General features: G+C 62.7%; 24 protein-coding genes and 1 tRNA gene. 17 read left to right on the forward strand and 8 right to left on the reverse strand.

Annotation, left to right across the window (positions count from 1 at the left end; genetic code table 11):
- The 3 genes from ACFFUC_RS15240 to ACFFUC_RS15250 all read left to right on the forward strand — a co-directional run.
- On the forward strand, positions 1 to 366 hold a 366-nt coding region (locus ACFFUC_RS15240), incomplete at its 5' end, for a helix-turn-helix domain-containing protein (RefSeq protein WP_377687688.1).
- The gene (locus ACFFUC_RS15245) at positions 363 to 1,178 is read left to right on the forward strand and encodes a DNA cytosine methyltransferase (RefSeq protein ID WP_377687690.1); all 816 of its coding nucleotides are present in this window, start codon (positions 363 to 365) and stop codon (positions 1,176 to 1,178) included. The genes ACFFUC_RS15240 and ACFFUC_RS15245, both read left to right, overlap by 4 nt.
- A 67-nt stretch (positions 1,179 to 1,245) precedes the next feature.
- Positions 1,246 to 1,971, forward strand: a complete 726-nt coding sequence (locus ACFFUC_RS15250; protein WP_377687691.1) for a tyrosine-type recombinase/integrase — start codon at positions 1,246 to 1,248, stop codon at positions 1,969 to 1,971.
- Between the two features lie 98 nt (positions 1,972 to 2,069).
- Here the strand turns inward: ACFFUC_RS15250 and ACFFUC_RS15255 are convergent.
- Positions 2,070 to 2,154: transfer RNA gene (locus tag ACFFUC_RS15255), tRNA-Leu, on the reverse strand.
- 584 nt (positions 2,155 to 2,738) lie between these two features.
- Between ACFFUC_RS15255 and ACFFUC_RS15260 the strand changes: the two genes are divergently transcribed.
- Positions 2,739 to 3,077 carry a P-II family nitrogen regulator gene (locus ACFFUC_RS15260; RefSeq protein ID WP_377687692.1) on the forward strand — a complete coding sequence of 113 codons (339 nt, stop codon included), beginning with the start codon at positions 2,739 to 2,741 and terminating at the stop codon, positions 3,075 to 3,077.
- 74 nt (positions 3,078 to 3,151) lie between these two features.
- Positions 3,152 to 4,561, forward strand: a complete 1,410-nt coding sequence (glnA, locus tag ACFFUC_RS15265; RefSeq protein ID WP_377687693.1) for a type I glutamate--ammonia ligase — start codon at positions 3,152 to 3,154, stop codon at positions 4,559 to 4,561.
- Positions 4,562 to 4,627: 66 nt separating this feature from the next.
- On the opposite strand, the gene ACFFUC_RS15270 is transcribed toward glnA, so the two are convergent.
- Both ACFFUC_RS15270 and ACFFUC_RS15275 read right to left on the reverse strand, forming a co-directional pair.
- A complete protein-coding gene (locus ACFFUC_RS15270; RefSeq protein ID WP_377687694.1) occupies positions 4,628 to 5,434 on the reverse strand; it encodes a heme-dependent oxidative N-demethylase family protein in 807 nt (268 codons plus the stop codon).
- 47 nt (positions 5,435 to 5,481) lie between these two features.
- Complete coding sequence (locus ACFFUC_RS15275) at positions 5,482 to 6,864, reverse strand: GntP family permease (RefSeq protein WP_377687695.1); 1,383 nt, start codon at positions 6,862 to 6,864, stop codon at positions 5,482 to 5,484.
- A gap of 293 nt (positions 6,865 to 7,157) precedes the next feature.
- Here ACFFUC_RS15275 and purB point away from each other — a divergent pair, with 293 nt between their 5' ends.
- The 4 genes from purB to gap all read left to right on the forward strand — a co-directional run bounded on the left by purB (position 7,158) and on the right by gap (position 11,155).
- Complete coding sequence (gene purB, locus ACFFUC_RS15280; protein ID WP_377687696.1) at positions 7,158 to 8,465, forward strand: adenylosuccinate lyase; 1,308 nt, start codon at positions 7,158 to 7,160, stop codon at positions 8,463 to 8,465.
- A gap of 73 nt (positions 8,466 to 8,538) precedes the next feature.
- Complete coding sequence (locus ACFFUC_RS15285) at positions 8,539 to 9,570, forward strand: flagellar motor switch protein FliG (protein WP_377687697.1); 1,032 nt, start codon at positions 8,539 to 8,541, stop codon at positions 9,568 to 9,570.
- A gap of 309 nt (positions 9,571 to 9,879) precedes the next feature.
- Entirely contained in the window at positions 9,880 to 10,023 is a 144-nt protein-coding gene (locus ACFFUC_RS15290; protein ID WP_377687698.1) for a hypothetical protein, read from the forward strand.
- 130 nt (positions 10,024 to 10,153) lie between these two features.
- Positions 10,154 to 11,155 (forward strand): type I glyceraldehyde-3-phosphate dehydrogenase, encoded by a 1,002-nt coding sequence (gap, locus tag ACFFUC_RS15295; protein ID WP_377687699.1) that lies wholly within the window; start codon positions 10,154 to 10,156, stop codon positions 11,153 to 11,155.
- A gap of 201 nt (positions 11,156 to 11,356) precedes the next feature.
- On the opposite strand, the gene ACFFUC_RS15300 is transcribed toward gap, so the two are convergent.
- On the reverse strand, positions 11,357 to 11,671 hold the full coding sequence (locus ACFFUC_RS15300; protein ID WP_377687700.1) for an antibiotic ABC transporter: 315 nt from the start codon (positions 11,669 to 11,671) through the stop codon (positions 11,357 to 11,359).
- Positions 11,672 to 11,798: 127 nt separating this feature from the next.
- Between ACFFUC_RS15300 and pyrC the strand changes: the two genes are divergently transcribed.
- The 8 genes from pyrC to ACFFUC_RS15340 all read left to right on the forward strand — a co-directional run bounded on the left by pyrC (position 11,799) and on the right by ACFFUC_RS15340 (position 20,316).
- Complete coding sequence (gene pyrC / locus ACFFUC_RS15305; protein ID WP_377687701.1) at positions 11,799 to 12,842, forward strand: dihydroorotase; 1,044 nt, start codon at positions 11,799 to 11,801, stop codon at positions 12,840 to 12,842.
- Positions 12,839 to 13,510: an orotate phosphoribosyltransferase gene (locus tag ACFFUC_RS15310; RefSeq protein WP_377687702.1), complete on the forward strand. Its 672-nt coding sequence runs from the start codon at positions 12,839 to 12,841 to the stop codon at positions 13,508 to 13,510. Before pyrC ends, ACFFUC_RS15310 begins: the two co-directional genes overlap by 4 nt.
- A gap of 119 nt (positions 13,511 to 13,629) precedes the next feature.
- Positions 13,630 to 15,126, forward strand: coding sequence for a replicative DNA helicase (locus ACFFUC_RS15315; protein ID WP_377687703.1), 1,497 nt, complete (start codon positions 13,630 to 13,632; stop codon positions 15,124 to 15,126).
- Positions 15,123 to 15,476, forward strand: a complete 354-nt coding sequence (locus ACFFUC_RS15320) for a DMT family protein (protein WP_377687704.1) — start codon at positions 15,123 to 15,125, stop codon at positions 15,474 to 15,476. Before ACFFUC_RS15315 ends, ACFFUC_RS15320 begins: the two co-directional genes overlap by 4 nt.
- Entirely contained in the window at positions 15,463 to 16,659 is a 1,197-nt protein-coding gene (locus ACFFUC_RS15325; RefSeq protein ID WP_377687705.1) for a multidrug effflux MFS transporter, read from the forward strand. Before ACFFUC_RS15320 ends, ACFFUC_RS15325 begins: the two co-directional genes overlap by 14 nt.
- A gap of 87 nt (positions 16,660 to 16,746) precedes the next feature.
- Positions 16,747 to 18,141, forward strand: coding sequence for a helix-turn-helix domain-containing protein (locus tag ACFFUC_RS15330; protein WP_377687706.1), 1,395 nt, complete (start codon positions 16,747 to 16,749; stop codon positions 18,139 to 18,141).
- A 365-nt stretch (positions 18,142 to 18,506) separates the two neighbouring features.
- Positions 18,507 to 19,817 carry a DUF5930 domain-containing protein gene (locus ACFFUC_RS15335; RefSeq protein WP_377687707.1) on the forward strand — a complete coding sequence of 437 codons (1,311 nt, stop codon included), beginning with the start codon at positions 18,507 to 18,509 and terminating at the stop codon, positions 19,815 to 19,817.
- A complete protein-coding gene (locus tag ACFFUC_RS15340) occupies positions 19,807 to 20,316 on the forward strand; it encodes a bactofilin family protein (RefSeq protein WP_377687709.1) in 510 nt (169 codons plus the stop codon). The genes ACFFUC_RS15335 and ACFFUC_RS15340 overlap by 11 nt, the downstream gene beginning before the upstream one ends.
- 106 nt (positions 20,317 to 20,422) lie before the next feature.
- Here ACFFUC_RS15340 and ACFFUC_RS15345 read toward each other — a convergent pair whose 3' ends face one another.
- The 4 genes from ACFFUC_RS15345 to ACFFUC_RS15360 form a co-directional block, all read right to left on the reverse strand.
- Positions 20,423 to 21,286: a DUF2189 domain-containing protein gene (locus tag ACFFUC_RS15345; RefSeq protein ID WP_377687710.1), complete on the reverse strand. Its 864-nt coding sequence runs from the start codon at positions 21,284 to 21,286 to the stop codon at positions 20,423 to 20,425.
- Positions 21,287 to 21,372: 86 nt separating this feature from the next.
- Complete coding sequence (gene coaD / locus ACFFUC_RS15350; protein WP_377687711.1) at positions 21,373 to 21,867, reverse strand: pantetheine-phosphate adenylyltransferase; 495 nt, start codon at positions 21,865 to 21,867, stop codon at positions 21,373 to 21,375.
- A gap of 141 nt (positions 21,868 to 22,008) precedes the next feature.
- Complete coding sequence (locus ACFFUC_RS15355; protein ID WP_377687713.1) at positions 22,009 to 22,449, reverse strand: CBS domain-containing protein; 441 nt, start codon at positions 22,447 to 22,449, stop codon at positions 22,009 to 22,011.
- Between the two features lie 134 nt (positions 22,450 to 22,583).
- The gene (locus ACFFUC_RS15360; protein WP_377687714.1) at positions 22,584 to 23,477 is read right to left on the reverse strand and encodes a LysR family transcriptional regulator; all 894 of its coding nucleotides are present in this window, start codon (positions 23,475 to 23,477) and stop codon (positions 22,584 to 22,586) included.
- Positions 23,478 to 23,549 lie beyond the last annotated feature (72 nt).

Here is a 23,549-nt window from a genome sequence, read left to right on the forward strand (position 1 = left end):
GCCCCGCCTGCGCACATCTTTGGGCCGATGCCAAACGATGCACCCGATGACCTCAAGCTGGAGCGCGCGAAGTGGATCGCAGCACAAGCTTCCGCTGGCTATTCCACGCGCCAGATCGCGACCGCGCTGAACATCAGCCCCACTACCGTTCGCGGTGCCGGCGCGGTCGGCCGCGAGCTCGCGCCCGCCAAGCAGGCCATCGGCCTGCCCAGAGCAAGCTGGGAGGATCTGCACCCTGCGCCGCGCCACGAAACCGCGCCGCGCCCCTCGTTGGCGCGCACGCCACCGCCCGATCGCCAGAAGCAGAGCCAGATCGACAAGGTGATCGGGTTTATCCGCGAAATCCACGCCGAGTTCATGGCATGACCCTTCACCCCCACCTTCCCATGATCATCGACAGCTTCGCGGGTGGCGGTGGCGCATCAACCGGCATCGAGCTGGCGTTGGGACGCTCGCCCGATGTCGCGATCAACCATTCCCAAAAGGCGCTGGCGCTCCATGCAGCAAACCATCCGGAGACGCTGCACCTCGACAGCAATATCTGGGACGTCGAACCGCTGACCGTGACGCAGGGGCGGCATGTCGGCTTGCTCTGGGCCAGCCCCGACTGCAAGCATTTCTCGAAAGCCAAGGGCGGAGCACCCCGTGACCGCAACATCCGCGATCTGGCATGGGTCGTGGTGCGGTGGGCAAAGTGGGCCAAGCCAGACGTAATTTGCATGGAGAACGTCGAGGAGTTCACCACATGGGGGCCTGTCGATAATGATGGCCAGCCCATCAAGGAATTCGCGGGGCAGACATTCGACGACTTTATAAACGGCCTGAAGGCTGCTGGCTATCGCGTCCAATGGCGCGAGCTTCGCGCCTGTGACTATGGCGCACCGACGATTCGCAAGCGCTGGTTTCTTGTTGCGCGCCGCGATGGACGCCCCATCGTCTGGCCAAAGGCCACGCATGGCGATCCTGCATCGGCAGAGGTCAAAAAGGGCAAGCTCTCGCCTTGGATCGGCGCCGACAGCTGCATTGACTGGTCTCTGCCTTGCCCCTCGATCTTCGACACCAGCGCCGAGGTAATGGAAAAGCTCGGTCTGAAAGCCAAGCGACCGCTGGCCGACAACACCTTGGCCCGCATTGCGCGCGGCATGAAGCGCTATGTGATCGAGGCCGAGCGCCCTTAGCAAAGGAACCCAAGCCAACTACCGCCGTCACTGCGAGGAAATCCGGCTGAAGAACGGGGACAAGGATGTGCGCAGCTTCAGGCGCAAACATGCCCTCGCAGCGCGAGACGCGCTTCAGGCAACATGGTCGAAGGCCAACGAGCGCGTTGCCGTCCTGTCTGTGCTATGCCGCCACGCCGTCGACCTGGAGTGGATCGAGCGCAATCCCGTCGAAGACATCGCCAAGCTCGAGGGGGGAGAATACGAACCGTGGCCGTCAGACATGCTCTTGGCTTTCGAGCGCGCATGCGAGGAGCTCGGGCAGAAGACCGCTCGGGCAATCTACGAACTCGGGATTGGGACTGGGCAACGCCTCGGCGACTGCATCGCCATGCAATGGTCAGACTTCGACGGCGAATATATGGCCGTCGTGCAGGAAAAAACCGGCGTCAAGATCTGGATCTATTGCCCCTCGCGGCTGCGGACATACCTCGCGACGCTGCCTAAGGCCGGCCGCCACATTCTATCCAAGACGGCAACGGAACCCTTGGGAAAACGCGCAGTCCAGAAGGCCGTCGAAGAGGTCAGGGACAAGATCGGCGCCCGTCACGGCGCGAATCGTCTGGTGATCCACGGCTGGCGATACACGGCCGCCGTACAGCTCTCGGATGCCGGGTGCAGCGACGCCGAAATCCAAGCTGTCACGGGGCACAAAACCTTGGAGATGGTGCGTAAGTACCGCGCACAAGCCAACCAGAAGAAGGCGTCGAAGCGCGCACAGCTGCGCAGGGAACAGAAGGAGAGCGAGACGTGAACTTGCGAAAGAAATTGCGAAACTTCGATTTAGAGGCTCTTAAAACCGCCGCGAAAGCCGCTCGCGTTGCTTCTATTTTTCTCGCTAAATCAGTCATTTGGTACGGGTGGAGGGACTTGAACCCCCACGCCTCACGGCGCCAGAACCTAAATCTGGTGCGTCTACCAATTTCGCCACACCCGCATCCAAGCCGGAGTTGGCCAAGCCTGCTCCGGTCGCTGTCTCTTAGCAAAGGGTTTGCACCGATGCGAGAGGAAATCGTCACGAATCCAACGCCGGAACGCAGTCGGCTTTAGCCCGTTTTGCCTTCGGTCCGCGTGGATTCACGTGGATCAGCCGGAAGGCCGAGGCGGGCAGCTGCGGGCCCGCGCGATTGATGCGGGCACCGCCTCTATCCAAAGTCCTCCGCACCGGCGCGACGCGTCACTGCAAGACGACGAATCACCGCAACCCGACAAGGCGGGCACCCATCTCATCCGATGCGGTTTTCGCCAAAGAACCTGGCCCCCTACCCAATAATCAACCGCACAAACACCGCCCTCCCCCTCCGCATCCCTGCCCGCAAATCCGCGAAGCCAGAGCCGCGAGAAGGCCGCTCCCCGCAGGGCTACGGCCAGCACTTGCCTATAAATTAATCACAAAGCCCGAATTGCAGGCACTCCCCCGCGATTCCGGTTTTCCGCCCCGAGCGCCGCCGCATAGAGATGGACGCGCTCCGTCAAAGCGTCCAATCAGGGTTCAGGCAAGTCGTGAGGAAGGATCAGGCGATGAAGAAAGTCGAGGCGATCATCAAGCCGTTCAAACTGGATGACGTAAAAGAAGCGCTGCAAGAAGTTGGCGTTCAAGGTCTCTCGGTGACCGAAGTTAAAGGCTTCGGACGTCAGAAAGGCCATACCGAGCTTTACCGTGGCGCCGAATATGTCGTCGACTTCCTGCCCAAGGTGAAGATCGAAATGGTCCTGCCCGACGATCTGGTCGAGGCCGCGATCGACGCCATCGTCAGCGCCGCCCGCACCGAAAAGATCGGCGACGGCAAGATTTTCGTCACCCCTGTCGAACAGGCAATCCGTATCAGAACCGGTGAAACCGGCGACGACGCCCTCTGAACTCCTCCGCGCGATAGAAGATGACCCCGCCCGAGGCCCCAAGCGGCCCGACGGACCACCCAGAAAGGACAACCATGACCACCGTCTCCGACGTTTTGGCAATGATCCAGGAAGAAGACATCGCCTATGTCGACGTCCGCTTCACCGATCCCAAAGGCAAGCTCCAGCATGTGACGCTGGTCTCGGACCTCGTCGACGAGGACTTTTTCGAAGAAGGCTTCATGTTCGACGGCTCCTCGATCGCCGGCTGGAAGTCGATCGACCAGTCCGACATGAAGCTAATGCCCGATGCGGCTTCGGTCTATATCGACCCCTTCTATGCCGAGAAAACGCTCTGCGTGCATTGCGACGTGGCCGAGCCCGACACCGGCGAAGCCTATAACCGCGACCCGCGCTCGATCGCGAAAAAGGCCGAGGCCTATCTGAAGGCCACCGGCATCGGCGATGCGACCTATTTCGGCCCCGAGGCGGAATTCTTCCTCTTCGACGACGTGCGTTACTCGATCACGCCCCAGAAGGTCTCCTTCGAGATCGACAGCCACGACGCCGCATGGAACACCGATACGATCTACGATTCGGGCAACCAAGGCCACCGCGCGCCCCATAAGGGCGGCTATTTCCCCGTGAACCCGATCGACAGCGCCCAAGACATCCGCGGCGAGATGCTCTCGACCATGAAGCGCATGGGCATCAAGGTCGACAAGCACCACCACGAGGTTGCCACCGCGCAGCACGAACTGGGCATGATCTTCGGCGGTCTGGTCGAGCAGGCCGACAACATCCAGAAATACAAATATGTCATCCACAACGTCGCTGCCGCCTACGGCAAATCGGCGACCTTCATGCCCAAGCCCATGAAGGGCGACAACGGCTCGGGGATGCATGTGAACATGTCGATCTGGAAGGACGGCAAGCCGTTGTTCTCGGGCGACAAATATGCGGACCTCAGCCAGGAGGCTTTGTGGTTCATCGGCGGCATCCTCAAGCATGCGAAAGCCCTGAACGCGCTGACCAACCCCTCGACCAACAGCTACAAACGCCTGATCCCGGGCTTTGAAGCGCCGGTTCTGCGCGCCTATTCGGCCCGCAACCGCTCGGGTGCGGTCCGTATTCCGTGGACCGAATCGCCCAAAGCCAAACGCGTCGAGGCCCGCTTCCCCGATCCGGCAGCGAACCCCTATCTCGCTTTCGCGGCGCTTCTGATGGCCGGCCTTGACGGCATCAAGAACAAGATCGATCCGGGTCCGGCTTCGGACAAGGACCTCTACGATCTGCCGCCGGAAGAGCTGGCCGAAATCCCGACCGTTTGCGGCTCGCTGCGCGAAGCGCTCGAAGAGCTGGAAAAGGACATGGACTTCCTGCTGGCGGGCGACGTCTTCACCCGAGACCAGCTCGACAGCTACATCAAGCTGAAATGGGAAGAGGTCTATGCTTTCGAGCATACCCCCCACCCGATCGAATATGCGATGTACTACAGCTGCTGACCGGCAGCCCCCCGACAAGAAAGCCGCCCCGAGGGGCGGCTTTTTCGTATCCGGCCGCCCCCCGTCTCAGGCCGCCTCGCGGATCGGGAACTCCTCCAGTACCGCCTTCTGCTCGGCGGTCAGATCCTCTGGCAGGATGATCGAGGTATGGATCGAGAAAACCACCGCACCGCTTTCCGGCAGACGAAACAGGCACTGCCTTTCGACACGGATGAAAGGCAGATCGCCCTCGGGCACGCGGCCGATCTCTTCGGTGCGCGGATTGTGCAGCGGGGCATTCGAATGGTGGGCAGTGCCGCGCAACATGCCGATGCCCGGCCGGATCCCGTCCAGCAAACGTTGAACCCTTTTACCGATATCCTCGGTATATTTCGCGACCGGCTTGTGGATGCGCATCATCGGCCGCCCGAATTTCTGCGCCAGCGTCCAGCCCGCCGGAAAGCACAGGATCGCCCCACCCAAAAGATGCTCGCCCGCCCCCTCCGAGCCCTCGGGCACCTCCTGCATCAGGCAGAGATCCTCGGCCACCAGACGTCCCAAAGTCAGCAAAGGCTGTGCAGGATCGGCCCGAACCTCGACACCGTCCGGACGGCGGATCATCCCGCGCGGGCCGATCTCGTAGCCCCGCGCGGGCAGGCCGCGCAGAACCATTGCATAGAGTTCGTCCGCCGCTGCACGCGCCCCGACCGAAAGCCGGTGAACGGCATCTTCACGCTCGGCAATCAGCCGTTCGCGCAGTGCCATCTGGGCGGCAAAGGCATCGTCGACGATCAGCCAATCGGACTCGTCGACAGGGATCACCCCCGGCAAACGCCGCGTCCTCGGGTCCATCCACGGCGCAAACCCCAAAGACTTCTGAAAGATCGCTTCCATTTCCCAACCCCTTGGCTTTCCTCCCATTCTTCATCATTCAAATACCCTTAGCCAAGACTGCCGAGCAAGATCACGACGATTGTCGCAATCACCGGAATGGCGACCGAGACGACAAAGATGTCGCTGTAGCTTTTCTTGTGGGTCATGCCGGTAATCGCCAGCAAGGTGATCACCGCACCGTTATGGGGCAGCGCGTCGAACCCGCCCGAAGACAGCGCCGTCACGCGGTGCATCAGCTCCATGCTGATGCCCTGATCGCGCGCCATCGTCGCGAACTGCTCGCCCAGGGTGTTCAACGCAATCGACATCCCCCCCGAGGCCGAACCCGTAATCCCCGCCAGCACGTTCACCGCCACCGCGAGCGAGGCGACCGGATTGCTCGGAAACAGCCCGAGCACCGCATCGCGGACAAAAGCGAAAGCCGGAAGCGAGGCGATGACCGCGCCGTAACCCACCTCCGATGCCGTGTTGAAGATCGGCAGAAGCGAGCCCATCGTGCCGCTGTTGATCGTCTCTTTCACCGCGACAAAGCGGCGCCAGTTCAGGGCAACCGCCGCCACGATCGCCGCCGTCAGCGAAATGATGATCGCCCAGATGCCGGCGACTTTCGCCAAAGTCGTCTCGCCGTAAACCGGCTCGGCCAGATATTCGGCGCTCATGTTCGGAATGACGAGATAGGTGAACACCGCATTCAGCGCGATCACCATGACCACCGGCGTGATCGCCGAGGCAAAGCCGGGCAAGTCGGCGTCCTCGGGCAAGGTACTATCGGCCGCGGTCGCGGCATGAACCCCATAGCCCTCGCCCCGCCCTGCAGCAGCAGCCGCCCGCCGGTCGAGCCAAAGCGTGCCGCCGATCAGCATGATCAACCCCGCCAGCGTCCCCAGAAACGGCGCGGCAAAGACATTGGTACCGAAAAACGGGATCGGAATGGCGTTCTGGATCGCTGGCGTGCCGGGAAAGGCCGTCATGGTAAAGGTGAACGATCCCAAAGCGATCGCCGCGGGCAGCAGCCGCTTGGGAATATCCGAGCGCCGGAACAAGGCATTCGCGATCGGATAGATCGCAAAGGCCACGACGAACAGCGAGACCCCGCCGTAGGTCAGAACCCCGCATGCGAGAACCACCGCCAAAATCGCGCGATTGGCCCCGACCTTGTCGACGATTCCTTCGGCAATGGTGCGCGCCGCGCCGCCGTCGGCCATGACCTTCCCGAAAATCGCCCCCAGCAGGAACAGCGGGAAATAGGTGGTCACATAGCCGCCCAAAGACTTCATGAAGACCTGCGTATAGGTCGCCAGAACCGGCGCACCTCCCGACATCAGCACCGCCAAAAGCGCCATGAGCGGCGCGAGGATCAAAACGTTGATGCCCCGATAGGCCAGATACATCAGCAAAAACAGCGACAGGAAAATCCCGATTAGCCCCATCTTTCCCCCCAATATCGATTTGTCCAATTGACCCGAGCTTGGGCGATTTTCCACGCGGGGGCAATGAACCACGCCGAACAGGCGATCCGCGACCCTCACCCCTCAAGCCGCGGCGAGGGGAATCACCCGAAATCCGCGCCCGTGGGCTGTCTGCGATCCGGAACAGGGAAATTTCCGCGCCTTTCCCGACCGCTTGGCAGGTTTTGCGCCTTCTTCATCACCCAAATACCCCGGCCAAGGTTGCTCAAAAGCGCGTCCCGCGCTAAATCGCGGTCAACTATTTGGAGGCACCGATGATCCCGCGCTATTCCCGCCCCGAAATGACCGCCATCTGGTCGCCCGAAACCAAGTTCAAAATCTGGTACGAGATCGAGGCCTATGCCTCCGACGCCCAGGCCGAGATCGGGGTGATCCCGAAAGCCAGCGCCGAGGCGGTCTGGAAGGCCAAAGACGTCGAATTCGACGTCGCCCGCATCGACGAGATCGAGGCCGTGACCAAGCATGACGTCATCGCCTTCCTGACCCATCTTGCCGAGCATATCGGCCCCGAAGAGGCGCGCTTCGTCCATCAGGGCATGACCTCCTCGGACGTGCTCGACACCACGCTCAACATCCAGCTCGTGCGCGCGACCGACATCCTGCTCGCGGATATGGACCGCCTGCTCGCCGCGTTGAAAACCCGCGCTTTCGAGCACAAGGACACGGTCCGCATCGGCCGCAGCCACGGCATCCATGCCGAGCCGACCACGATGGGCCTGACCTTCGCCCGCTTTTATGCGGAAATGGAGCGCGGCCGTCAGCGTCTGGTCCATGCCCGCGCGGAAATCGCGACCGGCGCGATCTCGGGCGCGGTCGGCACCTTCGCCAATATCGACCCCTTCGTCGAAGAATATGTCTGCGAGAAACTGGGCCTGACCCCCGAGCCGATCTCGACCCAGGTTATCCCGCGCGACCGTCACGCGATGTTCTTCGCCACGCTCGGCGTCATCGCCTCGTCGATGGAAAACGTCGCGATCGAGATCCGCCACATGCAGCGCACCGAGGTCCTCGAAGCCGAGGAATATTTCTCGCCCGGCCAAAAGGGTTCGTCGGCGATGCCGCACAAGCGCAACCCCGTCCTGACCGAAAACCTGACCGGCCTCGCCCGCCTCGTGCGCATGACCGTGGTTCCGGCAATGGAAAACGTGGCCCTTTGGCACGAGCGCGACATCTCGCACAGCTCGGTCGAACGCGGCATTGCGCCCGACGCGACCATCACGCTCGATTTCGCGTTGAACCGTCTGGCCGGCGTGATTGAAAAGCTGGTGATCTATCCGGACAACATGCTCAAGAACATGAACAAGTTTAAAGGTCTTGTCATGTCGCAGCGCGTGCTTCTGGCGCTCACCCAAGCCGGTGTCTCGCGCGAGGATGCCTACCGCCTCGTGCAGCGCAACGCCATGAAAGTCTGGGAAAAAGGCGCGGATTTCAAAACCGAGCTTCTGGGCGATGCCGAAGTCACCGCGGCCCTGTCGCCCGCCGAAATCGAAGAGAAATTCGACCTTGGTTACCACACCAAACATGTCGACACGATCTTCCGCCGCGTTTTCGGCGAGGCCTGAGACCCGGGGCTAACCGGCCGTTAGCCTTTCTCTGCCAATCTGCCCCCGAGTCGCAAGAATCGGGGGTATTTTCATGTTCATGGACGACGGCTTCGTCACCAAAGTGCTGACCTCGCGCCAGAAGGCCGCGATCGTGGTGCGCTATTTGCTGACGACGGGCGACGACCTCGACCTCTCGGCCTTGCCCCCCGCCGCGCAGGCCGGCCTTGCCGAGGAAATCGCCTCGATGGAGCTGATCGACAAGGATACGCGCGATGCGGTGGTCGACGAATTCTGCAACCAGATCGAGGCGATCGGCCTCCATTTCCCCGGCAATATCGACGGGGCGCTGAACCTGCTTCAGGGGCATCTTTCCGACAATACAACCTCGCGACTGCGACGGCTGGCGGCGCTGTCGGGGGCGAGCGATCCTTGGGAAAGGATCGCATCGCTGCCGGTCAAGATTCTCGCCGAACTCGCGCGGACCGAAGCCGTCGAGGTCGCGGCCGTCATGCTCTCGAACCTGCCCGTACCGCGCGCCGCCGAAACCTTCGGCCAGATCGACCCCGAGCTCGCGCGCCAGATCGCCTATGCCATGTCCCTGACCAGCTCGATCGAGGCGCCGGCGCTGCACCGCATCGGCATGGCTCTGGTCCATGCCGCCGATCTCGTACCCCAGCCCGCGCTCGACAGCGGTCCGGTCGAAAAGGTGGGCGCGATCCTCAACTTCTCGCAGGCCGCAACCCGCGAGACCGTGCTTGCGGGACTTGACGACGACGACGCCGATTTTGCGGAAAACGTGCGCAAGGCCATCTTCACCTGGGCCAATATCCCCGCCCGTATCGATCCCCGCGACATCTCGCGCATCACCCGCGAAGTGGACGGGATTACCTTGATCAAGGCCATGGCGGGTGCCAAGGGCAAGGACCAGCCGACGGTCGATTTCATCCTCTCGGCCCTGTCCTCGCGTCTCGCCGATTCGATGCGCGAAGAGATCACCGCTCTGGGCAAGGTCACCGCCAAAGATGCCGAAGAGGCGATGAACGCGGTCGTCGCCGCCATCCGCAGGATGGAAGCAGCGGGCGACCTCTTCCTGATCGCCGCCGATGCCGAAAGCGAAGATTGACCCTGCCCTCCTCCGGCCCGAAAAAACGCGGCGCAGGGCAATATGCAGGGAGAGGCAAGCGTCGGAACCTGCACGCATGCTGCCTTGCCCCTTTGCGGCGCGACGCGCAGGACTTGCGGACCCGCAGCATATGCGGAAGCGCTTGCGTCACGCGGGCGGCTTGCCTAGCAATCAGCTCGGGCATGGCCAAAGCCTTGCCCGCGCGGCACCCTTCAAGACGGGACGTCGCGCTTGCTGTCCGGCCGTCTCGGGCGGGGTCGATCAAGACAAAGCCGCGGCAATCGCAACCGTGGCGGTCAAGGAGCTGCGATGAGTAATCAAAACGCCATCTGGTTGGCCGCCTTCGTCGTCGCGGTCTTCGTGATCGACGCCTTGGCCTTTGGCGGCCACCTGCCGATTTTTCTTGGAAAGCAGTTTGCCGAGCTGATCGAGTATCTCAGCTTCTGGCGCTAACACCCGCCTTCTGGCGCTAACATCCGAGTTCCGTCGCCTTTTCCGCTCATATTGCGATCCCGACATTTGCAATCGCCTTGAAATGCTGGCTATTTGCAGCCGAACCCTGAATCAGCGGCAGAGGAATACCATGACTGTTAAGGTAGCAATCAACGGCTTCGGACGTATTGGTCGCAACGTGCTTCGCGCGATTGTGGAATCGGGCCGGACCGATATCCAGGTCGTCGCGATCAACGATCTCGGCCCGGTCGAGACCAACGCGCATCTGCTGCGCTTCGATTCGGTCCACGGCCGCTTCCCGCATGAAGTCAAAGTCAGCGGCAATACGATCGACGTCGGCACCGGCCCGATCGAAGTCACCGCCATCCGCAACCCGGCCGAACTGCCCTGGGGCGATGTCGATGTCGCGATGGAATGCACCGGCATCTTCACCGATCGCGAGAAAGCCAAGATCCACCTCGAGAACGGCTCCAAGCGCGTTCTGGTCTCGGCTCCCTCGAACGGCGCGGACAACACCATCGTCTTCGGCGTCAACGACAAGACCCTGACCAAAGACCAGCTGGTCGTCTCGAACGCGAGCTGCACCACGAACTGCCTGTCGCCGGTCGCCTATGTCCTCAACGAAGCCATCGGCATCACCAAAGGCTTCATGACCACGATCCACAGCTACACCGGCGACCAGCCGACGCTGGACACGATGCATGGCGACCTCTACCGCGCCCGCGCGGCCGCTTTGTCGATGATCCCGACCTCGACCGGTGCGGCGAAAGCCGTCGGCCTGGTTCTGCCGGAGCTCAAAGGCAAGCTCGACGGCGTCGCGATCCGCGTGCCGACCCCGAACGTCTCGGTCGTCGACCTGACGTTCGAGGCATCGCGCGCCACCTCGGTCGAAGAGATCAACGAGGCGATCATCGCCGCGTCGAACGGCAAGCTCAAAGGCGTCCTCGGCTTCACCAACCAGCCGAACGTCTCGATCGACTTCAACCACGATTCGCACAGCTCGGTCTTTGCGCTCGACCAGACCAAAGTCATGGAGGGCAACTTCTGCCGCATCCTGACCTGGTACGACAACGAATGGGGCTTCTCGAACCGCATGTCCGATACCGCTGTCGCCATGGGCAAGCTGATCTGATCGCGACTGCCGCATTGCCGCAAACAAAGACGCGCCCCGAAAGGGGCGCGTTCTTCGTTCGGCCTGTCGCTTGCCGATCCTGATCGGGATCACTTGCGGGGGCCTATGTCTTCCTCCGAACCGGACCTGCCGGCCCGACCTCTTTTCCTCGTTCGCCGCTGCGGATCGTTCCGCCCGCGACCGGCCTCAACTCGAGCGGCCTCAGCTCGACTTGCTCAACCGGCGCGCATTGGCCTTGGTGCGGCGACGATAGGGACGCAAAGCCGCCGAAACGACCTGATCGGCGCGTGCGCCGCGTGCCGCAGCCCGCAAGGCCGCCGTCATCGCTTCATTCGCGGCATCGGCCTTTTCCTGCACCATGCGTTGCGGTTCGCCGGCATCTTGATGGACCAGCCCCATGAGGCCCGCGGTCCGCATGGCGATCACAGCTTGCGAGTCCCAGGCGATCTGGGCCATCTGCTGCCAAAGCGCCCAAGGGGCGAACATGGCATTCGGGCCGAAATATCCTGATTTCATCTCTTTTCTTTTCCTTTCCTGTCGCGCAGTTCCAATGCTGAACCTCTAAGATAGTGATGCCAAGTTCCACTTTAGGGCAAGAACCGCCCTTTCATTGTCGCGCGACAACGCAATATAAGGCGAAATCATGACGCATTCATTGACAATCAGCCGCCCCGACGACTGGCATCTGCATTTGCGCGATGGCGCGATGCTGGATGCAGTTTGCGGATATTCCTCACATTTCGGCCGCGCGATCATCATGCCGAACCTTGTGCCTCCGGTCGTGACCGCAGAGCAGGCCGCCGCTTACCGCGACCGGATTCTCGCCGCGCGCCCCGAGGGCATGACGTTGCGTCCCCTGATGACGCTTTACCTCACGGAAGCCACAAATCCGGCCGATATCGTCGCGGCCCATGCGGCCGGGATCATCTCGGCGGTCAAGCTGTATCCGGCGGGTGCGACGACCAATTCCGCCAGCGGCGTGCGCGATTTCGACAAGGCCCGTCCGGTGTTCGACGCCATGGCCGAGGCCGGCATTCCGCTGTGCTTCCACGGTGAAGTCACCGATCCGGAAGTCGATATTTTCGACCGCGAAGCGGTTTTCATCGACCGCGTGCTTGAACCGATCCGCCGCGCCCAGCCTGCGCTGCGCGTGATCATGGAACATATCACGACGAAAGACGGTGCAGACTACGTCCGCTCGGGCGACAATATCGCGGCGACGATCACCACCCATCACCTCGTTATCAACCGCAACCACATCCTCGTGGGCGGGATCAAGCCGCATTACTACTGCCTGCCGGTCGCCAAACGCGAAAGCCACCGTCTGGCTTTGCGCGAAGCCGCGACCTCGGGCGATGGCCGCTTCTTCCTCGGGACCGATTCAGCGCCCCATCCCGATCACGCCAAGGAAAGCGCCTGCGGCTGTGCGGGTTGCTTTACCGCGCCCAATACCATGTCGATCCTCGCCCATGTCTTCGAGGAGGACGGCGCGCTCGACAAGCTCGAGGCCTTCACCTCGCTCAACGGTCCGGCCTATTACGGCCTGCCGGTCAACGCCGACAAGATCCGTCTGGTCAAGCGCGACACTCCTGCGGCATATCCCGCGAAAATCCAGGCCGGCGACGAGACGGTAACCGTCTTTGATCCCGGCTATCCCCTGTACTGGCATGTCGAGGACGCCCAATGACCCTGCCCTTCCCGCCCCGCGAAGAAATCGCCCGCCTTTCCGCCCGCATGCTGCTTGAAATCGGTGCCGTCCATTTCAACGCGGTCGAGCCCTATACCTATGCCTCGGGCCTCAAGGGGCCGACCTATATCGACTGCCGCAAGCTGATCTCCTTTCCGCGCATCCGCTCGACCTTGATGGATTTCATGGCGGCGACGGTCCTGCGCAATGCGGGCTTCGATGCTTTCGACAATATCGCGGGCGGCGAGACCGCGGGTATCCCCTTTGCCGCGCTGGTCGCCGAACGGCTTGAACTGCCGATGACCTATGTGCGCAAGAAACCCAAGGGTTACGGCCGCAACGCCCGTATCGAAGGCGCGATGACCGAGGGCCAGCGCGTCCTTCTGGTCGAGGATCTGACCACCGACGGCGGCTCGAAGCTGAGCTTCGTCGATGCGATCCGCGAAACCGGCGCGACCTGCGGCCATACCGCCGTGATCTTCTACTACGACATCTTCAAGGATACGCCGAAACGCCTCGGCGATCACGGGGTCGAACTGCATTACCTGTGCACCTGGTGGGATGTTCTCGCCGAGGCACGCGAGCAGGGCAAATTCGACAAGGCGACGCTTGACGAGGTCGAGGCCTTCCTGTCCGATCCGCGGGCATGGCAGGCCGCGCATCCCTGATTGATATGCACCGGCGGTCCGGATTGCGCTTTGCATGCCGGACCACCAGATTTGCGAGATAGCCCCAAGCCCCGCTTTGTGAGATAAGCGGGGCTTCACTGACTTGAGGATCGAGAGAAATGACCGAGCTGCGCGCTTTGGAAATCAGACCCCCGGCGGAACTCGCCAGCGCAGCAGCCGAGCAGGCCGTCCCCTTCTCGATCGAGGCGGAGCAGCAGCTTCTGGGCGCGCTTCTGACCAATAACGAGGTTTTCGACCATGTGACGCGCATCATCGCGCCGCCGCATTTCTACGACCCCGTGCACCGCCGCATCTACGAAATCTGCGCCGAGCGGATCACCAAGAACGCGCTGGCGAGCCCGGTGACGATCAAAGCCTTCATGGAAAACGATCAGGGCCTGAAGGATCTGGGCGGTCCGGCCTATCTGGCGCGACTGGCGGCAGCGGCGATCTCGTCCCATGCCGCGCGCGATTATGCGCAGATGATCCGCGAATTCGCACTGCGCCGCGATCTGATCGGGCTCGGTCAGGACATCGCCTCGCGCGCCTCGCATGTGACGGTCGACGACAATGCCGAGGACCAGATCAAGGCCGCCGAACAGGTGCTTTACAAGCTCGGCGAACAGGGCGTCGCGGAACGTGGTTTCCAAAGCTTCCTTTCGGCCGTCACCGGTGCCTTGAACGCGGCCAATGCCGCATATAGCCGTGGCGGCGGGCTTTCGGGGGTCTCCTCGGGGCTGGTCGATCTCGACCATAAAATGGGCGGCCTGAACCGTTCCGACCTCATCATTCTGGCCGGTCGCCCCTCGATGGGGAAAACCTCGCTTGCCACCAACATCGCCTTCAACGTCGCCAAGGCGCACCGGATGGGCGAGTTGCCCGACGGCTCGCACGGCACGGTTTCGGGCGGCGTCGTGGGTTTCTTCAGCCTCGAGATGTCGGCCGACCAGCTCGCCGCGCGTATCCTGTCCGAAGCGGCCGAGGTCCCGTCCGAAAACATCCGCCGCGGCGACATGTCCGAGGACGAATTCCGCCGCTTCGTGCAGGCCGCGCATGATCTGCAGAACTGCCCGCTCTATATCGACGACACGCCCGCGCTGCCGATCAACCAGCTTGCAGCGCGCGCGCGCAAACTCAAGCGCACGATGGGGCTCGATCTGCTGATCGTCGACTATCTCCAGCTTCTGCGCGCGGCCACCGCCAAGGACAGCCGCGTCAACGAGGTCTCCGAGATCACCCAAGGGCTCAAGGCCGTCGCCAAGGAGTTGGATATCCCCGTGATCGCGCTGTCGCAGCTCTCGCGTGCGGTCGAAAGCCGCGAGGACAAGCGGCCGCAGCTTTCCGACCTGCGCGAATCCGGCTCGATCGAACAGGACGCCGATATCGTGATGTTCGTGTTCCGCGAGGAATATTACAAGGAACGCGAGAAGCCCGCCGATCACGAGCTGGACAAGATGGCGACCTGGCAGCAGGTCATGGAGGCCTGTCACGGCAAGGCCGAGGTCATCATCGGCAAGCAGCGTCACGGTCCGATCGGCACGGTCGAGCTGAGCTTCGAAGGCCGCTTCACCCGTTTCGGCAATCTCGAGAAACACCGCTCCAACTGGGATCAATGATGTCTCTGCCCATTCCGGCCGTCACCATCGGCCTGCTGCTGGCCTCGAATATCTTCATGACCTTCGCATGGTACGGCCACCTGAAATACAAGGCCGCGCCCCTGTTCATCGTCATTCTGGCCAGCTGGGGCATCGCCTTTTTCGAATACCTGCTGCAGGTGCCCGCCAACCGGATCGGCTATGGCCATTTCAGCGCGGCGCAGCTGAAAACCATTCAGGAAGTCATCAGTCTTTCGGTTTTCGCGATCTTTTCGTGGGCCTATCTGGGCGAGAAGATCACTTGGCAACATGGGATCGGCTTTGCGCTGATCTGTCTGGGCGCGTGGTTCGTTTTTCATGACTGGAGCTAAGGGCGCGGCAAGATCCGCCCCGCATATCGCGACGCTGGTTCTGATCTCGGGGCTGGCGGCGCTGTCGCTGAACGTCTTCCTGCCCTCGCTGCCGGGCATGGCCAGGCATTTCGAGGTCGATTACGCGACGATGCAGCTGTCGGTTTCGGCCTATCTCGGGGTGGGTGCGCTGATGCAGCTGGCCTCGGGGCCGATCAGCGACCTCTTCGGGCGGCGTCCGGTGATGCTGGTGGCACTGGTCGTCTTTCTGCTCGCGACCATCGGCACCGTTTTTGCCCCCGACGCGCAGAGTTTCCTTGCCTTCCGCCTCACTCAGGCCGTGATCACGGCAGGCTTCGTGATCTCGCGCGCGATGGTGCGCGATCTCGTGACCGGCGAGAATGCCGCGAGCCTTCTGGGCTATGTCACGATGGGCATGTCGATCGTGCCGATGATCGCGCCGGTTTTCGGCGGTATCCTTGACGAGGCCTTCGGCTGGCAGGCCAATTTCGTCCTGATGGGGGCCTGCGGTCTGGCGGTCTTCCTGCTGTGCTGGTTCGATCTGGGAGAGACCGCGCAGGTCAGCAGCCAACCGTTCAAAAGCCAGCTTTCCTCCTATGGAGCGCTGGCGCGGTCGGGGTTGTTTTGGGGCTATGCCGCGACCATCACCCTCGCTTCGGGCTCGTTCTTCGCCTATCTCGGCGGCGCGCCTTTTGTTGGCTCCGAGGTCTTCAACCTGACCTCATCGCAGGTCGGCTATTGGTTTGCCGCGCCCTCGCTGGGTTACGCGCTCGGCAACTACATCTCGGGGCGGTTCGCCATGCGCATCGGGATGCGGCATCTGATTACGGCCGGGGTTCTGGTCTCGACCGTCGCGCTCGGTCTGGCGTTTCTGGCCGATCTCTCGGGTCTGCATCAGCCCTTGATCTTCTTCGGATCGGTTGCGGCTTTGGGGCTGGGCAACGGGCTTTTGCTGCCGAGCGCCAATGCCGGCATGATGAGCGTGCGGCCCGAGCTGGCCGGCACCGCCGCAGGTCTTGGCGGCGCGATGAGCGTGGCGGGCGGCGCGGCGCTGGCGGCGCTGGCCGGCGCGCTCCTTCACGACGACAGCGGTGCCTTGCCGCTTCTGGCCGTGATGCTTGCCTCGGCCGTCGCTTCGGTCGCGACCGTGATCTATACGCTCAACCGCAGCAAACGTCCCTGACCGCAGCCTGATCACGCTCTTGCCTTGCCCCTTTGCAAAGCCTATGCGCATTTTGCAAAGAGGGTACAGCAAAGGGCGGAGCAAAGAATGGCCACGCAAAAGATCTATGCCGGTGCCGCCCTGCGCGAAACGCGGGCTCGCGCCAAGCTGACCCAACGCGCCTTTGCCGACCGGCTCGGCGTGTCCCTGCCCTACCTGTCGCAGATGGAGAACAACCACCGTCCGGTTTCGGCGGGGGTTCTGCTGAAACTCGCCTCCGAATTTTCGCTGGATCTGAGCGCGATGGCGGTAGGCGACGCCGACCGCATGGTGGTCGATCTGGCCGAGGCTTTGGCCGATCCGGTCTTTGACGCGCCTCCGGGCATGATCGACCTGCGCCTTGCCACCAATAACGCTCCTGCCTTCGCCCGCGCATTCCTCCAGCTTTACCGTGCCCATCGCGAGGGGCAGGAGCGGCTGGCCGCGCTGGACGAGGCGCTGGGATCGGGGATGCAGAACACCGCCTCCTCGCCTTGGGAAGAGGTCCGCGATTTCTTTCACTACACCGACAATTACATCGACGCCGTGGACCGCGCCGCCGAGCATTTCGCCATGGCCGAGCCCGACATGCCCCCGCTCGAGCGCGCGATCCAAGCGCTTGGCCAGCGCGGCATGCGGCTGAGCACCGCCGAACTGGGCACCAGCGTGGTCTTTCGCCGCGAGGGCGACCACATCACGATGAATGCGGCCGCGAACCGCCAGACCCTGGCCTTCCAGCTGATGCATCTGATCGCGCTCGAGACGCGCGGCACCCTGCTCGATGCCACGCTCGAACTGGCGCGCTTTCGCAGCGACAGCGCCCGCGACATCGCCCGCGTCGGGCTCGCGAACTATTTCGCCGGTGCCGCGATGATGCCCTATTCGCGCTTTCTTGCAACCGCACAGGCCGAGCGCCACGACCTCGAGCGCCTCGCGCATCTGTTTCACGCCTCGCTCGAACAGGTCGCGCACCGGCTGTCGACCATGCAACGCGCGGGCAACAAGGGCGTGCCCTTCTTCTTCGTACGCGTCGATCAGGCCGGCACGATCACCAAGCGCCATTCCGCGACGCGGCTGCAATTCGCGCGTTTCGGCGGGGCCTGCCCGCTCTGGACGGTGCATCAAGCCTTCGAGACCCCGACCCGCTTCCTGCGCCAACTGGCCGAGACGCCGGACGGCAAGCGCTATCTTTGCCTGTCGCGCGATGTCTCGAAACCGGGCGGGACATTCAATGCGCCGATGCGGCGCTTCGCGATCTGTCTGGGCTGCGAAATCACCCATGCCCGCGACATGGTCTATGCCGACGGTCTGGATCTGAGTAACCCGAATCTCTTCGAGCCGATCGGGATCTCCTGCCGAATCTGCCCGCGCCAGAACTGCCACCAACGCTCGGTTCCGCCGGTCGACCGCATGATATCCATTCCCGAGGATCGGGCAGGACCGCTGCCCTACAGCTTTTCCTGACCGGCAAAAGGTCGCAGAAAACGTGACGTCTCGGCGCCCGAAAAGTGCTCCGAACCGGCCCTTCAAAGCGCATGAATCGTCGGGTTCCGTCCGGAGGACGCGCTTTCCGTCACCTTTTCGCGCATCGGGAATCACCTGCAATCGTTAACCGAAATTGAAATTTCAGGCGGCGCGAACGCGTTTATTGGCATCCGGTTCCCGTATTTCGGCGAAAATTCGCCAGTACCCCCCAGATTTGGCGGCAAATTGCCAAATGTTCTATTCGTTCCGATCGTGGATGTTGCAATCAAGGCACAGTTCCGGTTTACCCGTTCCATCAGCGACCGAACCTCTGCTCGGCCCGGTTGCTCCAACAATAATGGACAGTGACCTTGGGCCTCACCAACCGCTTGAACGCGACGCTGGAACGCTGGCTGCCTGAACAGCGTCTCTTTCTGAAATCCGATGCCAATGCGCGATTTGTCCGCTTGCGTCCGTTGACCCAACTGGGCGCCCTGGGGGGCGTCGCTCTGGTCTTCGGCTGGACGATCATCGCCAGTTCGATCCTCGTGATCGGCACGGTCAGCGAGGGCTCGTCGCGCGATCAAACGGTTCAAGCCCAACATGCGTTCGAGGCCCGCCTCGCCGCCCTTTCGGCAGAGCGCGACCTGCGCGCCACCGAAGCGGCCGCCGCGCAGAGCCGCTTTGCGGTGGCGCTGGATCAGGTCTCCTCGATGCAATCGCAGCTGCTCGCTTCGGAAAGCAAACGCCGCGAACTGGAAACCGGGATCGGCGCGGTCCAAGCCACCCTCCACAACACCGTTCTCGCGCTCAATGCGAGCAAAGGTAAGGATGCGGCCGAAGGCGAGCAGGCCACGGCGCAGCTCGACGCCGACCGCATGTCGGAATTCTCGGTCGCTTTGGACATTCTCTCGGGCGAGCTGAAACAAGCCGCGTCCGACCGCCTTCAGGCCGAAAGCGATTCCGCCGAAGCCCGTCGCGAGGCACAGGAAATCGCGCTCGAGCGTGACCGGATCGTTGCGCGCAACGACGCGCTCTTTGCCGAGATAGAAAGCGCCGTCACCGTCTCGACCGAGCCGCTGGACCGCATGTTCCGCCGCGTCGGCATGGACCCCGATGCGCTGCTGCGCAAAGTCCGCGCCGGCTATTCGGGAACCGGCGGCCCGCTGGAGCCGGCAGGCTACTCGACCCGCGGCAATGCCGCGATCACCCAGAACGACGCCAAGGTCAAAGAGATCATGGTTTCGCTCGACAAGATCAACACCTACCGCATCGCCGTCGACAAGCTTCCGCTGGCCATGCCGGTCAAGAACGCCTTCCGCTACACCTCGCCTTACGGCGCGCGCTGGGGTCGTCGCCACGAAGGCATCGACATGGCCGGTCCGGTCGGAACCGCGATCTATTCGACCGCAGACGGCGAAGTGATTTTCGCAGGCTGGCAGCGCGGTTACGGCAATCTCATCAAGATCCGCCACGAGCTCGGCACCGAGACACGATACGGTCATCTGTCCAAGATTCGGGTAAAAGTCGGGCAAAAGGTATCGCGTGGTGCCCAGATCGGTGATATGGGCAATACCGGTAGATCGACCGGATCGCATCTTCACTATGAAGTCCGCGTAGAAGGTCGTTCCGTGGATCCCATGAGTTTCATCAAGGCAGCCCAAAATGTTTTCTAAGACCCGTGTCACCGAGCCAGGCCCCCGTCAGCAGCCGGCGGCTGAAACTGAAACGACGCCGACCCGCAGCTTTGACACGACGCCAAGCTACGAAGCCCCCTCGGCACCCGCTCCGCGTCAACGCGGCACGCCGTCGGTTCTCTCCGCCGACCTGATCGTCACCGGCAACATCAAGACCGCTGGCGACGTCCAGATCGAAGGCACTGTTGAAGGCGACATCCGCGCCCATCAGTTGATCGTCGGCGAAACCGCAACGATCAAAGGCGAGATCGTCGCCGACGAGATCGTGGTCAACGGCCGTGTCGTCGGTCGCGTGCGCGGCCTCAAAGTCCGCCTGACCGCAACCGCCCGCGTTGAAGGCGACATCGTCCACAAGACCATCGCCATCGAATCCGGTGCGCATTTCGAAGGTTCGGTCCAGCGTCAGGACGACCCGCTCCAGAATGCGTCCATGGCGAAACTCGCCCCGCCGCGCACCAGCTCGTCGGATGCCGAATAAGCAGGCTGTGCAAGCGCAAGCTTGAGGGAATGAGGAAAGGGCGGCCCTTCGGCCGCCCTTTTCCTTTCGGATTTTCGGATCCCTGGGCCCATAGGGCCCCCTCGCCTCAAAGGCTCTCGTCGCTGTCGGGCATCAATTGGCGGTACATGTGCCAACTGGCATGACCCAGAACCGGCAGCACCACCAGAAGGCCCAGAAACAGCGGCAGGATCGCCGCAAAGAGCAGTCCCGCGATGACGATGCCCCAAAGCAGCATCACGCCCTTGTTGTCCAGCACAGCCTGAAAGCTCGCGATGATGGCCGAGATCAGATCGACCTCACGGTCGAGAATCAGCGGCAGCCCCACCACCGTCACCGAAAAGAGCACGCCCGCGAAACCCGCGCCGACCACGGTGCCGACCGCCAGCATGACCAGCCCGCGTCCCTCCAGCAGGATCCCGGGCGAGCTGCTGATGTTGGTCAGCGAGGACAGCCCCATGAACAAGGCAAAAGTGGTATGGGCGACAAAGACCCAGAACATGAACAACAGCAGGATGACCATCGCCATCGAAGGCACCTGCCGGTCCTTTTGCGCGACCACCACGCGCAGAACGGCGGGCCAATCGAGCGGCTCGCCCAGCTCGATCCGCCGGCTGACCTCGTAAAGGCCGGTCGCGGCGAAGGGGGCCAGCAGGGGAAAGCCAACGATAAAGGGCATGAGCAGCCATTCGTTGCCGAAGGCAAAAGCCACCGCCGCCATCATCAGCCCGCCAAGCACATAAAAGGCCGAGAAAAACAGCCCGAAGGCAGGCGCACGGCGGAAGTCGCGCCAGCCCGCCGCCAAAGCCGAAGGAACGGCGGCCGCGGTGATGACCGCATGATCGGGAATGGGATCGGGCCCACGATCGAGACGGCCCTCGGCCGAAGTTTGATCGCGTCTTTGGTCGCGACCCGACACGGGGCTCTGCGGTTCCAGAACGGTTTTCGACATCTCCACCTCCACGCTGTCCGTGGAAGTCTAGCAAGTTGCCGCCCCGCTTGTCCCGAAAAAGGGCGCGTGACGCGCCCTTTGTGCACTCAGCGCGCGAATTGCTCGCGCAGGGCGGTGTTGACCGAGGGCGTCACGAATTTCGTCACGTCGCCGCCCATCCGCGCGATTTCCTTGACCAGCTTCGAGGCAATCGCCTGACGCCGTGCATCCGCCATCAGGAAAACCGTCTCGATGCTGGAATCCAGCGCGCGGTTCATCCCGACCATCTGGAATTCATATTCGAAATCGGCAACCGCCCGCAGGCCGCGCACGATGATATTGGCGCCGACATCGCGGGCACAATCGATCAGCAGGTTCTCGAACGGGTGGACAATGATCTCGCCGCCGGTTTTCGCCATGATCGCGTCACATTCGTGGCGCACCATCTCGACGCGGCGCTCGAGATCGAACAGGGGCTTCTTGTCGCGGTTGATCGCAACGCCGATCACCAGCCGGTCCACCAGCGCCATTGCACGCTGGATGATATCGATATGACCCAAAGTGATCGGATCAAACGTCCCCGGGTAGAGGCCAATGCGCATGTGAAATCCTTTCGCCTCGGTTTCGCAAAAGGTGGAACAGGATTCTGCTGCCGGATGCAAGAGGCGGGCCGCGCGAGAAAGCCGCGATGATGCAATCACAACGCGCGCGGCACCGGCCCCGAAAGGGACCGGCGGACGAGCTTATGCCCCCATGATCATGCCGGTCAGGGCCTCTTTCTCGGCATGAAGCTCTTTGAGGCGCGCGGAAACCGCATCCCCGATCGACACGAGGCCCAAAAGCTCGCCCTTGTCGTTGACGACCGGCAGGTGGCGGAAGCGCCCTTCGGTCATGCGCTCGAGGATGGTCAGCGCATCCTCGCCCGTGGTGCAGGTCACGAGCTTGCGCGTCATCAGCTCGCCGATCGGCCCGTTCAGGATCTCGGGGCCGTTGCGGCCCAATGCGCGCACGATATCGCGCTCCGACAGAATGCCGCTCGCCGTCTTGCCGTCATCCTCGCTGACGACAACCGCACCGATGCGGCGCTCCGACAAGATGCGGGTCGCCTCGGCAACCAATGTATCGGGATGAACCGTCACGATTTCATTCGAGGCTTTCATCGAAAGGATCTGATTTACAAGCATCCCGTCTTCCTCCTGCATGTCTGTGGCGAATGAGCAAATAAGTCAAACCTGCCACATCGGGGCCATGCGTCAAGCCCGACCTTCGCGCGCCGCGTCTTTAGAACCGTGTGGCGCAACCCTGCCCCTGCCCCGCGTCAGGGGCTGACCAGCGCCTCGAGCCTCTGGACCTCGGCGCGCAGCCCTGCCGCGAAAGCATCGGCGAGCCGGTTCATCCGCCCGGAGCGCCGGTCGTCGGCATGGCGGATCAGCCAGAAGCTCCGCGTCAGCGAAATCTCGTCGCGCAAGACCCGCCTCACGCCCGGCGCAAAGGGAATCGCGAAATCATGAACGATCCCGAGCCCGCCCGCCGCGCGGATCGCCTGCAGCTGAACCGACACCGAATTCGAGGTCAGCGCCGCGGTTTCGGCGCCTGTCTCGGCCAGATAATCCAGTTCGGAATCGTGGATCATGTCGGCAATATAGCCGATCATCTGATGACCCTTCAGATCTGCGCGGCTGAGAAGCGGGGGATGGGCGGCGAGGTAATCCTCGTGCGCGGCGAGGTGGAGCTTGTATTCCGTCAGCTTCTGCACCGTCAGCCGTCCGCTTTGCGGCGGCGAGACGCCAACCGCCATATCCGCCTCGCGCCGCGTCAGGTTGAAAAGGCGCGGCTGGGCGACGATCTGGACCTCGAGGCCGGGATGATCGGCGCAAAGCCGCGCGCAGACTTGCGGCAAAAGGTAATTGGCGCAACCGTCCGGCGCGCCGATCCGCAACTGGCCGGTCAACTCGTCATGCCCGCTCAGCGCCTCGCTTGCGCCCTGAAGCGCGGTCTCAGCGGCCTCGGCATGGGGGATGAGACGCTGGCCCTCGGCGGCGAGCTCGTAACCCTGCGGCGTCTTGAGAAAGAGCTTTGCTCCCAGCGATTGCTCGAGCCGCGCGATCCTGCGCCCGACGGTCGAGGCATCAACCCCGAGCTTGCGCCCCGCCGCCGAAAGGCTCTCGCCCCGCGCAACGGCGAGAAAGATGCGCATGTCGTCCCAGTCCATTGCGACCCCCTGCCGCCGGCCGCGCTTTTTACGCGGCGTTTCAAGCCTCGGCTTTGCATTTATGCAAAACGC

Origin of the sequence: Paracoccus cavernae, from assembly GCF_042430175.1 — a bacterium.
Taxonomy (GTDB): Bacteria; Pseudomonadota; Alphaproteobacteria; order Rhodobacterales; family Rhodobacteraceae; genus Paracoccus; species Paracoccus cavernae.